Annotated in this window: 15 protein-coding genes; 5 read left to right on the forward strand and 10 right to left on the reverse strand. The window is 63.6% G+C overall.

The window, feature by feature from the left end:
- The 7 genes from fabF to ACVWVY_RS31385 form a co-directional block, all read right to left on the reverse strand.
- Positions 1–1266: a beta-ketoacyl-ACP synthase II gene (gene fabF / locus ACVWVY_RS31355; RefSeq protein WP_456630004.1), complete on the reverse strand. Its 1266-nt coding sequence runs from the start codon at positions 1264–1266 to the stop codon at positions 1–3.
- A gap of 97 nt (positions 1267–1363) precedes the next feature.
- On the reverse strand, positions 1364–1603 hold the full coding sequence (locus tag ACVWVY_RS31360) for an acyl carrier protein (RefSeq protein WP_008969609.1): 240 nt from the start codon (positions 1601–1603) through the stop codon (positions 1364–1366).
- Positions 1604–1905: 302 nt separating this feature from the next.
- A complete protein-coding gene (fabG, locus tag ACVWVY_RS31365) occupies positions 1906–2643 on the reverse strand; it encodes a 3-oxoacyl-[acyl-carrier-protein] reductase (protein ID WP_456630005.1) in 738 nt (245 codons plus the stop codon).
- 21 nt (positions 2644–2664) lie between these two features.
- On the reverse strand, positions 2665–3618 hold the full coding sequence (gene fabD / locus ACVWVY_RS31370) for an ACP S-malonyltransferase (RefSeq protein ID WP_456630006.1): 954 nt from the start codon (positions 3616–3618) through the stop codon (positions 2665–2667).
- Between the two features lie 106 nt (positions 3619–3724).
- Positions 3725–4351 (reverse strand): LysE family translocator, encoded by a 627-nt coding sequence (locus ACVWVY_RS31375; protein ID WP_456630007.1) that lies wholly within the window; start codon positions 4349–4351, stop codon positions 3725–3727.
- Positions 4352–4418: 67 nt separating this feature from the next.
- Positions 4419–5444, reverse strand: a complete 1026-nt coding sequence (locus ACVWVY_RS31380; RefSeq protein ID WP_456630008.1) for a fatty acid desaturase family protein — start codon at positions 5442–5444, stop codon at positions 4419–4421.
- Complete coding sequence (locus ACVWVY_RS31385; RefSeq protein ID WP_456630009.1) at positions 5441–6166, reverse strand: TetR/AcrR family transcriptional regulator C-terminal domain-containing protein; 726 nt, start codon at positions 6164–6166, stop codon at positions 5441–5443. Before ACVWVY_RS31385 ends, ACVWVY_RS31380 begins: the two co-directional genes overlap by 4 nt.
- Positions 6167–6505: 339 nt before the next feature.
- Here ACVWVY_RS31385 and rpsF point away from each other — a divergent pair, with 339 nt between their 5' ends.
- The 4 genes from rpsF (at position 6506) to rplI (ending at position 8981) form a co-directional block, all read left to right on the forward strand.
- Complete coding sequence (gene rpsF, locus ACVWVY_RS31390; RefSeq protein ID WP_456630010.1) at positions 6506–6982, forward strand: 30S ribosomal protein S6; 477 nt, start codon at positions 6506–6508, stop codon at positions 6980–6982.
- 5 nt (positions 6983–6987) lie between these two features.
- Positions 6988–7227, forward strand: coding sequence for a 30S ribosomal protein S18 (gene rpsR / locus ACVWVY_RS31395; RefSeq protein WP_002711478.1), 240 nt, complete (start codon positions 6988–6990; stop codon positions 7225–7227).
- Between the two features lie 123 nt (positions 7228–7350).
- The gene (locus ACVWVY_RS31400) at positions 7351–8328 is read left to right on the forward strand and encodes a hypothetical protein (RefSeq protein ID WP_456630011.1); all 978 of its coding nucleotides are present in this window, start codon (positions 7351–7353) and stop codon (positions 8326–8328) included.
- Positions 8329–8381: 53 nt separating this feature from the next.
- Positions 8382–8981 carry a 50S ribosomal protein L9 gene (gene rplI, locus ACVWVY_RS31405; RefSeq protein WP_456630012.1) on the forward strand — a complete coding sequence of 200 codons (600 nt, stop codon included), beginning with the start codon at positions 8382–8384 and terminating at the stop codon, positions 8979–8981.
- Positions 8982–9125: 144 nt separating this feature from the next.
- On the opposite strand, the gene ACVWVY_RS31410 is transcribed toward rplI, so the two are convergent.
- The 3 genes from ACVWVY_RS31410 to ACVWVY_RS31420 all read right to left on the reverse strand — a co-directional run bounded on the left by ACVWVY_RS31410 (position 9126) and on the right by ACVWVY_RS31420 (position 11273).
- A complete protein-coding gene (locus ACVWVY_RS31410) occupies positions 9126–9590 on the reverse strand; it encodes a PaaI family thioesterase (RefSeq protein ID WP_456630013.1) in 465 nt (154 codons plus the stop codon).
- Positions 9587–10192, reverse strand: coding sequence for a TetR/AcrR family transcriptional regulator (locus ACVWVY_RS31415; protein ID WP_456630014.1), 606 nt, complete (start codon positions 10190–10192; stop codon positions 9587–9589). Before ACVWVY_RS31415 ends, ACVWVY_RS31410 begins: the two co-directional genes overlap by 4 nt.
- 103 nt (positions 10193–10295) lie before the next feature.
- A complete protein-coding gene (locus ACVWVY_RS31420; protein WP_456630015.1) occupies positions 10296–11273 on the reverse strand; it encodes a hypothetical protein in 978 nt (325 codons plus the stop codon).
- Positions 11274–11532: 259 nt separating this feature from the next.
- Here ACVWVY_RS31420 and ACVWVY_RS31425 point away from each other — a divergent pair, with 259 nt between their 5' ends.
- Positions 11533–12783, forward strand: a complete 1251-nt coding sequence (locus tag ACVWVY_RS31425) for a class I SAM-dependent methyltransferase (protein ID WP_456630016.1) — start codon at positions 11533–11535, stop codon at positions 12781–12783.
- Positions 12784–12800 lie beyond the last annotated feature (17 nt).

Consider the following 12800-nt stretch of genomic DNA (forward strand, 5'->3'; position numbering starts at 1 on the left):
CTAATCAGCCACGCGCCGAACGATCACGGAGGCATTGGTGCCACCGAAACCGAAGGAATTCGACAGCGCGACGTTAATCTCGCGCTTGCGCGCCGTCTGCGGCACCAGATCGATCGCCGTTTCCACAGACGGATTTTCCAAATTGATGGTGGGTGGAGCAACGTTATCGCGAATCGCAAGGATACTGAAAATCGCCTCGATCGCACCGGCAGCCCCGAGCAGATGCCCGGTCGACGATTTCGTCGACGACATCGACACCTTGGAGGCGGCGTTGCCGAGCAGCCGCTCCACCGCGCCGAGTTCGATCTCGTCGCCGATCTGCGTCGAAGTCCCGTGGGCGTTGATGTAGTCGATATCGGATACCGCGATCCCGGCGCGCTTGATCGCCGCGCTCATGCTGCGGAAGCCGCCATCGCCATCCGGCGCCGGCGAGGTGATATGATAGGCATCGCCCGACAGGCCATAGCCCACCACTTCTGCATAGATCTTCGCACCGCGCTTTTTCGCGTGCTCATATTCCTCGAGCACCACGATGCCGGCACCCTCGCCCATCACGAATCCATCGCGATCCTTGTCGTACGGCCGCGAGGCCCTTTCCGGCGTCTCGTTGTAGCCGGTCGAGAGCGCGCGCGCGGCGCAAAAGCCCGCCATTGCCAGCCGGCAGATCGGCGATTCCGTTCCACCCGCGACCATGACGTCAGCGTCGCCGAGCGCAATCAGGCGGGCACCATCGCCGATCGCATGCGCGCCGGTCGAACAGGCGGTCACCACGGAATGGTTGGGGCCCTTGAGGCCGTGCTCGATCGAGACATAGCCGGAAGCGAGATTGATCAGCCGCCCCGGAATGAAGAACGGCGAGACTTTTCGCGGCCCGCGCTCCTTGAGCAGCAGCGCCGTATCGGCGATGCCGGACAGGCCGCCGATCCCCGAGCCGATCAGGGTGCCGGTCGCGCATTTGTCTTCTTCGGTCGAGGGATGCCAGTCGGCGTCGTCGAGCGCCTGACGCGCCGCGGCCATCGCAAAGATGATGAAGTCGTCGACCTTGCGCTGGTCCTTCGGCTCCATCCACTGATCGGGATTGAAAGTGCCGTCACTGCCGTCGCCGCGTGGAATCACGCAAGCGATCCGGCTCGCAAGATCGGCGACTTCAAATGTATCGATCTCCCTGGCGCCGCTCTGGCCGTTGAGGATACGCGCCCACGTTGTGTCAACGCCGCAGCCGAGCGGCGTAACCATGCCCAGCCCCGTGACGACAACCCGCCTCATGTCAGAAACTCCAGCCCGAAACCGGCGGCCCAAAACAAGAAACCGGGGGACCGTTCAACGACGGCCCGTCCGGCTCTGTCACTACCCGCCCGGGACGTCAGCTTTTCGCGTTCTTCTCGAGAAACTTCGTGGCGTCGCCGACGGTCAAAATCGTCTCGGCGGCATCATCAGGAATTTCGCAACCGAACTCTTCTTCAAATGCCATCACAAGCTCGACGGTGTCGAGACTGTCGGCGCCGAGGTCGTCGATGAAACTTGCGTTGTCGACAACCTTATCGGGTTCAACACCGAGGTGTTCGACCACAATCTTCTTAACCCGCTCGCCAATCTCACTCATCGTTCAACCTCGTGCTTGTTCCAATGGACCCGACCCCAAGACGCTTCAGAAACGCTACGAGCTATCGTGGTCGTTAAACTTCCTTCGCTATCGCATAGTCTTGATTCGGCACGTTGGTAGCCGACAAAGCCCCGGCGAACGGCAGGCGTTGCCACGCCAATATACAGGGTTTCAAAATCCTGCAATGGCCTTGTTTGCCCATCCGTCGGGGGTTCGGTTACCATACTTCCCAAGCCTTGACTACAAGCCTCAACCGCCCCGGGAAACGGCCTTTGGCCGCATCGATCGGGGCGATAACTGGCTCAAAACATGGCCATTCCGCCGTTGACGTGAATCGTCTGACCGGTGACGTAGGCGGCCTCGTTCGAGGCGAGATAGACAGCCGCCGCGGCGATGTCCTCCGGCGTGCCCAGCCGCGCCGCAGGAACCTTCGTCAGGATGGTCTCGCGCTGCTTGTCGTTGAGCGCGTCCGTCATCGGCGTCTTGATGAACCCCGGCGCGATGCAATTGGCGGTCACGTTGCGCTTGGCGTATTCCGCCCCCAGCGTCTTGATCAGGCCGATGATTCCGGCCTTCGACGCGGTGTAGTTGGCCTGGCCGGGGTTGCCGGTCACACCGACGATCGAGGTGATCGCGATGATCCGGCCGAAGCGCTTGCGCATCATCAATTTGGTTGCCGCGCGGGCGAGGCGGAAGGTCGCGGTCAGATTGACCTGGATGACGTCGTCCCAGTCCTCGTCACGCAACTGTACGAACAGATTGTCGCGCGTGATGCCGGCGTTGGCGATCAGAATGTCGACCTGCCCCATGGCAGCTTCCGCTGCGGGCACCAGCGCCTCGACTTCAGCGCTGTCGGAAAGGTTGCACGGCAGCACGTGGACGCGATCGCCAAGCTTGCCGGCGAACGAATCCAGCACCTCGCGGCGCGTTCCTGATATCGCCACCGTCGCGCCCTGCGCGTGCAACGCCTGCGCGATCGCCCCGCCAATGCCGCCGGTCGCGCCGGTCACCAGCGCCGTCCTGCCCGTCAAATCGAACATCGATGTCTCCTTCCGGAAGCTTCAGGCCGAAGCCGCCAATGCGTCCTTGGCCGCCGCAATATCGTTGGGTCCCCCGATCGACACGCCGACCGCGCCGTCGGCGATGCGCTTGACCAGCCCGCTCAGCACCTTGCCGGCGCCGATTTCGAAGAACCGCGTGACGCCATGCGCCGCCATGTAGGCCACCGACTCGCGCCAACGCACGGTGCCGGTGACCTGCTCGATCAGGCGGCGGCGGATCTCGTCGGGATCGGTGATCGGTGCCGCCAACACATTCGACACCAGCGGCGAGGCCGGCGCCTTGATCGTCACTCCGGCCAGCGCCTCCGCCATCGCATCGGCCGCGGGCTGCATCAGCTTGCAATGGAACGGCGCGGACACCGGCAGCAGCATCGCGCGCTTGGCGCCCTTGGTCTTGGCGATTTCGAGTGCGCGCTCGACGGCGGCCTTGTCGCCGGACACCACCACCTGCCCGCCGCCATTGTCGTTGGCGGCCTGGCAGACCTGACCCTGCGCGGCTTCGCTGGCAACCGCCATCGCCGCCTCATAATCAAGGCCAAGCAGTGCGGCCATCGCCCCGGCACCGACCGGCACCGCCTTTTGCATCGCAAGGCCGCGGGTACGCAGCAGGCGCGCGGTATCGCTGATGCTGAGGCTGCCGGCCGCGGCCAGCGCGGAATATTCGCCGAGCGAATGGCCGGCGACAAAAGCCGCATCCCGCCCGATGGAAAAGCCCGCCTCGGTCTCCAGCACCCGCAGCGTGGCGATCGAGACCGCCATCAGGGCCGGCTGGGCATTTTCGGTAAGCTGGAGGGTTTCGGCCGGGCCGTCCCAGATGATGGCGGTCAGCTTCTCGCCGAGCGCCGAATCGACCTCGTCGAATACCGCCCGCGCGGCCGGAAAGGCCTCTGCCAGGGCCTTGCCCATGCCGACCGCCTGGGAACCCTGCCCCGGAAACGTAAATGCAGCCGTCATCGGCGCTCCCTCGTGAGAATTGGGGCCGTAAGACACTGACCAAGGCCGGGATGTCAAGCCGCGGTGCGGGATGGCGCGTTCCGTGGGAGGGTCGGAAATTGGGGGCTCAGCGTTCCTGCAGCGCCAACCGGACACCTAGCGCGCAATAGATGCCGCCAACGGCCTTGCCCTGCCATTTTAGCACGGTGGGATTTCGACGGAGAAAGTTGCCCAGTCCTCCCGCGCAGACCGCAAAAACCACGGTGCTGACGAGCCCCAACAGGACAAAAAGGATGCCCAGGATCGTCAATTGAAGCATCACCGATCCGTTTTCGGGCGCCACGAACTGCGGGAGGAACGCGAGAAAAAAGAGTGCAGTTTTCGGGTTTAGCACCTCGGCCAAAATAGCTTGTCTGAATGCCTTGCCGGCCGAAATTGGTAGTGCCCCCGCTGTCAGATTGGCCGGTGTTTTTTCAAGAATTGCACGAATGCCGAGATAAACCAGATACGCCGCGCCAATGTATTTGATGATGCTGAACAGCAACGCCGAGGTGGCGATGATCGCAGAGATGCCGACGATCGCCATGAAGGTGTGAATCATGTCGCCAGCCGCGATCCCGACACCGGTAGCGATTCCCACCTTGGTGCCCGAACTCGTTGCCCGTGCAACCGTGAGGAGCGTGGCGGGACCCGGAATGAATACGAAGCCGAGCACAACCGCCCCGTAAGCAGCCAAGGTCGTCAGATTGATCATTCGCTGGCTCCTTCACGGCTAGTGTCGCCCAGGGAAGTCACCCCATGGGCGAACGAGATGTGCACCTCTAAAAGCCGCCTGCGGCCTGATCATGGCCAACCTCCGCCCCGGCCCGCGCGCGGCGCACGCTGCTCACCAGTTTGCCGGGACGGTCCTCCTGGTCTGGCTTGGCGGTCGCGAGCCGCAGCACGGCGGCGTAGTTCGGCTGCACTTCCATACGATCCGCATACCGGCTTTCAAAGAGAATGCGGTGGACACGCGGCAGGTTGTAGCAGGGCACGTAGAACAGCAGATGATGCTCGAGGTGATAGTTGACGTAATAGGGTGCGATGAACAGCCGCTCCAGGAAATTCGCGTGCGTGGTGCGGGTATTGCGCAAGGGATCGGCCGAGTCCGGGACCACCGCATGCTCGGCGATGTTGCGGATGCGGGTGATGACCATCTGCCAGGTCAGCAGCGGCAACAGCCATAACAGCGGATAGGCCCACCACACGCCAGCGGCGGCAAGGCCGGCGAACATCACGACGTTGACGACAAACTGCGGGCCAAGCTTTTCCCAGAAGTGCGCGGCGCGTTGCGCGAAAGGCCATTCCTTCGGTCCCAGCGCATTGAGCAATTGCGCCTTGCGCTGCTGGTAACCGGTCTGGCCGGTGATATCGCGTATGAACTTGCGGCGATAGCTAACCCCCGTGATCGGAAACGGCGCTGACAGCACCAGGTCCGGATCGTCCTCCTGCTGCGTACGCGCATGGTGCTGCAGGTGATAGCGGCGATAGGCGCGGGTCTCGGCGAAGATCGGATAAGCGCAGAACCATTGGCTCAGCGTCAGGTTGACCTTTTCGTCGGCCGACAGACATCCATGCGCGCCGTCATGCATCAGGATCGCCAGCCCGAGCTGGCGCGAGCCGATGATGCCCACCGCCAGCAGAAAGGTAAGCGGGTTGGGCCACCAGGCGACCAGCGCGATCGATCCCAATATCAGCGCCCACGCATGCGCGATCAGGGCTATCCCCTTCCACGTCACGCGCTGGCGCACGGCGATCAGTTGGTCCTCGTTCAGGAAGTCGCGGGCACGCATGCGAAGCGCGGTCATGATGATCCCTCCCCGTCGGTTGTATTCGAATCGGAAGCGTCGCGGTCGCCGACGAGACGCAGTCGGGTACTGTCGTCGGCAATCCTTGTCGTCGCCTGATCGCCCAGCACGCGCAGCATCTCGGCGCACATTTCCTCGGCCGATCGGCCCATGGCATGGCCCTCGACCATCACGCCGATGGCAAGCGCCCAGAACCGGCGCGAACTGGCGTCGGGATCGCGCAGACTTTTCCAGCCATGCCGTTCGATCTGGCCGGCATAGGCGCGCATCCCCTCGCCGTGCAGCCGCTCGATGGTGCGTTCTACCAACGGCGCAAGGTCCTGGCGGCGGCGCGTGAGCGTCAGCGCTTCGGTAAAGAAGGCGACCGAATCCGTCGCCGTGACCGTCTCGACCAGTGCGCGTGTGTAATTCCGCGGCGTATCGGCCAGCAACGCGGCCTGTTCGGCCGCGCGCGCCACGTACAACATGTCGCGGGAGGCGGCTTCGACGAACAGGGCTTCCTTGGTGCGGAAGTAATAGGTGATCTGGCTCGGAAACGCGTCCGCGGCCGCCGCAATGTCCGAAATCGAGGTTCCGGCAAGGCCCCGCTCCTTGAACAGCCGGCTGGCGCCGTCCAGCAGTCGCGACCGCATCTGGCGCCCGGCCGTACGTGTGGCACGAGCGGCGTGCTTGGGATCGCCGGCGAGCATTTCAGAAGCGCTCTGGACGGATTTGGGAGCCATTTGTTGCCCTCTCGCCCGTTGTTTGTATGCTATACAAACAAATATGTCAACCGATCACGCCGGCTCACCCGCATCGCGTGGGGCAGGCCGCGCCCCTCTCAATCCCCCGCAAGAAGCCTTGCCAGCGCGCTGGAAATCCTTATAAACCGCGCCATCCGTGGATCCCGGCCGGGAGCTGAACGGACGGTCTCAGCAATCTCACCTTTTTGGCGATGTTGATGTGGCAGGGCCAGTTGGCCCGTCGTCCCGTGCTTCCGCCTTCTGAGCATTATCGAGTCCTTTCCGAAGGTCTCGAAGGGCTTGCCGCCGGGAACCGCGCCAACACAGGAAAGGACACCCATGCCTCTTTATGAGCATGTTTTTCTCGCACGTCAGGATGCGAGCACCCAGCAGGTCGAAGAGCTGACCACCCAGATGACGGGCATCGTCGAAGGGCTTGGCGGCAAGGTCGTCAAGACCGAGAACTGGGGCGTGCGTTCGCTCACCTATCGCATGAACAAGAATCGCAAAGCGCATTTCGTGCTGATGAATATCGATGCGCCCTCCTCCGCGGTCACCGAGATCGAGCGCCAGGAGCGGATCTCCGAAGACGTCATCCGTTACCTCACCGTCCGCGTCGAAGAGCACGAGGAAGGTCCCTCGGCCATGATGCGCAAGGCCGATCGTGACCGCGAGCGCGACGATCGTGGCGGCGGCTTCCGCGGTGACCGCGAAGGCGGCTTCCGTGGCGATCGTGAAGGCGGTGGCTTCCGTGGCGACCGTGGCCCGCGCCGTCCGCGCGAAGACGCCGCTGTTGAAGCGACGGAAGAGGAGTAAGAACCATGGCTGAAGCTGGTGCACGCCGTCCGTTTTTCCGTCGCCGCAAGACCTGCCCGTTCACGGGTCCGAATGCGCCGAAGATCGATTACAAGGATTCCAAGCTGTTGATGCGTTACGTCTCCGAGCGCGGCAAGATCGTGCCGAGCCGCATCACGGCCGTGTCCGCCAAGAAGCAGCGTGAGCTCGCGCGCGCCATCAAGCGCTCGCGTTTCCTCGGCCTGCTGCCCTACGTCATTCGCTAAGACGTCTTCGACCGGCGGCGTCCGCGCCGCCGGTCGCAATTCTTCATAAGGCTTCCGGGTCGTCCGGTCGCCGATGGTTGGGGTCGAACGACCTCTAACCGCTCGAAAGGAGCGGGACAGCTGATGATCGCGATTGTCCTCATTGGTCTTGCAGCCGGCTGCGCGTCGGCGCTGATGTTCGCCTCGATCATCTCGGGCGCGCTGATCTCATTGCTGCTGTTCTATCTGGCGCCGCTGCCGCTGATGGTGGCGGCCTTGGGATGGGGACCGATCGCCGCGACGATCGGCGGCATTGTCGCCGCTTCCGGCCTCGGCGTGATTTTCGGCCTGCCCTATTGCATCGCCTTTGTCATCACCGTTGCATTGCCGGCCTGGTGGCTCGGCCATCTCGCGCTATTGGGACGGCCGACGGCCGATCCGGCCGCAGCTAACGGTGCCGCGCCGGCCGCACCTCAACTCGAATGGTATCCGGTCGGCCGCATCCTGCTCTGGATCGCAGGCTTTGCCGCACTGACCACGATTTCGGCCATGCTGACGCTCGGTAGCGACGCCGAGACCATCACCAGGTCACTGCGCAGTGGCCTGATGCGAATCCTGGGGTCGCGTGATGCGGCATCGTCGAGCGATATCGAACGCTGGGTCACCGCGCTCGCTGTCATCGCGCCAGCGGCGGCCACGATCGTTGCCATGATGACGCTGACGCTCAACCTCTGGCTGGCGGGCAAGATCACCGCGACGTCAGGCCGGCTGCAGCGGCCCTGGCCCGATTTGAAGAGCGCGGAATTGCCCCCGATGACGCTGGTGGCGCTCTGCGTCGCGCTGGCCCTCTGCTTCATCGGCGGGCTCGTCGCAATGTTCGCGCAGATCGCAACCACCGCGCTGATGATGGCCTATGGCCTCACCGGCTTTGCCGTGCTGCACACGCTGACGCAGGCACTCAAGAGCCGCGTCTTCTGGCTCTGCTGCACCTACGCGATCGTTGTCGCGTTCGGCTGGCCTGTACTCGCGATGATCGCGCTCGGGCTGGCAGACGCCGTATTCGGCCTTCGCCAACGCTATCTGCGCGGCAACGGCAAGCCTCCGCCTCTGCCCGCATCCTGAAACCGCAACCATCCACTTCAACCGCATATGGAATACTCAAAAGGAGAACGAAAATGGAAGTCATCTTGCTGGAACGCGTCGCCAAGCTCGGTCAGATGGGCGAAGTCGTCCGCGTCAAGGACGGGTTTGCCCGCAACTTTCTGCTCAAGCGCGGCAAGGCGCTGCGCGCCACCGCCGACAACCGCGCCAAGTTCGACGGCATGAAGGCCGAGCTCGAGGCCAACAACCTCAAGGCCAAGGGCGAAGCAACCAAGGTCGCGGAGAAGATCAACGGCCGCAACGTGGTCGTGCTGCGTCAGGCCTCCGAGACCGGCCAGTTGTTCGGCTCGGTAAGCGTGCGCGACATCATCGCTTCCTTCGAGGCCGACGGCGTCACCATCAGCCGCAGCCAGGTCCTGCTCGATGCGCCGGTCAAGACCATCGGCAAGCATCAGATCGCCATCGCTGTGCATCCGGAAGTCGAAGTCAGCGTCAGCGTCACCGTGGCGCGTAGCGCCGACGAAGCCGAGCGCATCAACCGCGGCGAGGACATCTCGACCCGTCAGGAAGACCAGGACGCCGCCGCCGAGGCGCTCGCCGCCGCCGGCGAGTTCTTCGATCCGGAAGCCCAGCACGACGACGAGGCGCCGGCGCCCGCGTCGACAGAGAAGTAACGCGTCTAGAGCATTATCGGTTCTGATAGAATCAGAACCGAAGCTCTAGATTCCTGTTTTTGACGCGTTTTCTTCACGCGAACCGGCGCCCACTTCGCTTGAAAACGCTCTATCGCGCTGTGATGCGTTTCAAGCCCGGCCCCTTCAGGCCGGGCTTGGGATTCTGGCAGCCGCTTTCTCGTCGAGCATGGCAATCGACGCCAGCGCGGTCGCAGTGTGCTTCTCGACACCATCGATCACGCAGAACACGTCGGCCGCAACCACGGCGACCTGACGCCCGGGTTTGATCACGCGCGCCCGGCAGATCAGGCGCTCGCCTACAGCCGGCGACAACAGGTTCAATTTGTATTCCGCCGTCAGCGCCGACTGCCCCCGCGACGTTGCGGCCGCAATCGTGGTGGCGTTGTCGACCAGGAAGGCGGTGACGCCGCCGTGGAACAGGCCGTGCTGCTGCAAAAGTTCCGGCCGGCGGTCGACCGCAAGCGTGCACGTGCCGCGCGTCAACTCGGACAACTCCGCCCCGATATGGGTCATGAAGCCTTGGCGGCCGACATTGTCGCGGATACGGGTCGCGATCGGCGCGAAGTCGGGATCGTTATTCGCACTCATACGGTTTCTCCCGGTTTGTGGATCGCATCGGGCGCGACCACCGCGCGGATGGCGCAGGCGATCAGGATGTCGGCCTGTTCGCTTGGATCGGCGCGGTCGCGGCCCGACAGCCAGGCGCGGCAAAAAATCTGCGCCGGTCCGATGATCTGGCTGAAGAAGAGCGACGAAGTCATCGGCAGCAATTCGCCGCGCGCGAGGAGCGGCGCGCGCCATCGCTCAACGGCTTCCGCAAGGCGCGAATTCTGTGCGCGCTGCGCGCCACGGATCTCCTCGGACCATTCACTGCGGGAAATCTCGAACAGATAGCGCGCCTCGCGCCTGGAATTGACGACCCATTCGAGATGCGCGCGGATCAGCCGCGCCACGCCTTCCCGCGCCCCGCAGGATTCATCGACTGCGGCGATAACGGCTGCGTGGTAGCGGGCGAGAATTTCCAGGAACAACGTGCCGGCCAGTTCCTTCTTCGACCCGAAGAAATGGAAGAAGCTGCCATTGGACGCCCGCGCGCGGGTTCTGATGGCGGCCACGGTCGCGCCCTCGAAACCGTCGCGGTCGAACACCGCCAATCCCGCCGCCAGCAGATCCTCGCGTGCCGTGGTCATTCGTGTCCGTCTTTCAAGACCGTTGGATCATTACTCTAGAGTGGCACTCTAGATCTGGTCAAGCGACATCACACCGTTGGCCGGCATTGGAAATCTGAAAATCCTAGCGCGAGATTGGCGGCACGGGCGCGCCGGCGGGCGTTACCGTCGGCGCTGCGGGCGCCGTAGCCGTTATCGGTGGTGGCGACGCTGCAGAAGCGCCCGCGGCCGGCTCAGATGCGGTCGCTGCGGAAGCTGGCGGCACCGGATCCGGCCTGAGCGGCGTTGGCTCACTTCCGGCATTCTCCTTGGCAGCAGCATCGACCTTGGCGGTCTCGGCCGACTCGCCTGCGGACGGCGCTGCCTCGCTGGCCGGCTTGTCGACCTCGCCCTTGATCGCGTCGGTCTTGATCGCGTCGGTCTTGGCAGGATCGGTCGCGGCGGTTTCAGCTTTGGCGGCATCCCGCGACGCATCTTCCTTCGAGGCATCGCCCGGGGGGGCCTGCTCGGTTTTCGGCGGTTCTTCGGCGGCGGGCTTGCCACGTCTGCCCTGCTTCTGCCTGACGCCCGATTTGCTGTCGGTAGCGGCCTGCACCGGGGCCTGCCCATCTGCAGGTTTGGCGGCGTCAGGCGTTGTGTGCGGCCGTCGCTTCGCGTCGCGGCCCGGGCGCGTGCCCTCGCCCGGCGGCGTGGCTCGGTCGGCATCCGGCCGGGAAGCCTCCTGCGCCGGTGCGGCCGGTGGCTGCCGGCGACCGGGCCGGTCGAACTGATCCGGCCTTCCGTCCTGCTTGGCATCCCTCTTCGGCTGATCCTTGCTCTGATACCGGGGGTCGGCCGCCCCGTTTGATATCAGATAGGAAGAAAGCACCGAGGCCATGTCGGTGCCGGTCGTATAGTGCTGGCGCAGGAAACCCGGCAACGACGAAGCCGACACGCTCTTCAACAGGCCGCGCGGACTCTTGTGGCAGGCGCTGCAGGTGTTCGAGAAGATCTGGGAGGGGCTCTTGCCGGCGTCGAGATTTTCGACCGCCCGCGCCACGCCTGCTGTGAGGCAGCCGATCAGGATCGTAACCGTCGCTAAACTGAGCGCTCGGCTCAACATTCCCTGCTTCTCCAGACGTGGAATCGCTACCGGCATCGCATGACGTGGCCGACGGCGGGGTCACCTTTTAGCCGATTATGGCGCGAATGGAAGCGCGCCCAGTACGCATCTGCGTGAGTGTGACATTTGTGAATATCCGCTTTGACTCCAACGCACTAGCGCCACGGCATCATCGTACTTATGATACACTTGAGACACTCCTGGAACTAATCCTTCTGGAGTGCGGAGGGGGTAACCGTCGCGTTCCATTGGAGCTTCGATGGATCGGTTGCTGCGTTATTTCCTGAGCCAGTTCATTCGCCGCGGCACGATGACCTTCACGACCGCGAGCGGGGGAACGTTTAACTGCGGGGACGGAACCGGCCCATCGGTGTCCGCGCGGTTCCTTACCCAACGAACACAGCGCCATATTCTCCTCAATCCCGAGCTCGCCCTCGGCGAAGCCTATATGGATGGCACGTTCGTGGTCGAGAACGGCACCATCGCGGACGTGCTGGCGATCGTGCTCGATCAGCCCGAAATGGTGCCGCACTGGGCCAAGCTGCAATGGTGGCTGCGCTACTTCGGCCGCCACGCCAGGCAATTCAACTGGCGCGGCCGGGCGAAAAACAATGTCGCCCATCACTACGACCTCGACGGGCGGCTCTATTCCCTCTTTCTCGACGCTGACAAGCAATATAGCTGCGCCTACTTCGAAACGCCGGATACGACACTCGACGATGCCCAACTCGCCAAGAAACGCCATCTTGCCGCCAAGCTCCTGATCGGGCGCGGCAACCGCGTGCTCGACATCGGCTCGGGCTGGGGCGGCCTCGGCCTCTATCTGGCCGAAATGTCCGGCGCCGACGTCACCGGCATCACGCTCTCGTCTGAGCAATTGCAGGCCTCGAACGCCCGCGCCGCCGAGAAGAACCTGACGGGTTCGGCCAGATTCCTGCTCAGCGATTACCGCGATATTGCCGGCCCGTTCGACCGGATCGTGTCGGTCGGCATGTTCGAACATGTCGGCATCGACTTCTATGAAACCTTCTTCCGGCGCTGTGCCGAGCTTCTCAGCGAAGACGGCGTCATGGTGCTGCACTCGATCGGCCGCTCTACCGGTCCCGATGTGACGAGCCCATGGACCACGAAATACATCTTCCCGGGCGGCTATATCCCCGCGCTTTCCGAGGTCATCCCCGCGATCGAGAAGGCGGGCCTTCTGGTCTGCGACATCGAAATCCTGCGGCTGCATTATGCTGAAACGCTGAAGGCCTGGCGTGACCGCTTCATGGCGCGGCGCGAAGAGGCAGTGCGCCTCTATGACGAGCGTTTTGCCCGCATGTGGGAGTTTTACCTGGCGGCGTCGGAAATGTCGTTCCGGAAGCAGAACTTGATGAATTTCCAGATTCAGCTCACCAGGCGCCAGGGGATCGTGCCGATGACGCGGGATTACATTACCGGGGAAGAAGCGCGGTTGCGCGGAATGGAACTCGGGAGGCGGCCGCGGTTGCAGTTGGCGGGCGAATAGTCCGTCCCAATCGTGGT

The organism is Bradyrhizobium sp. URHC0002, from assembly GCF_054059515.1.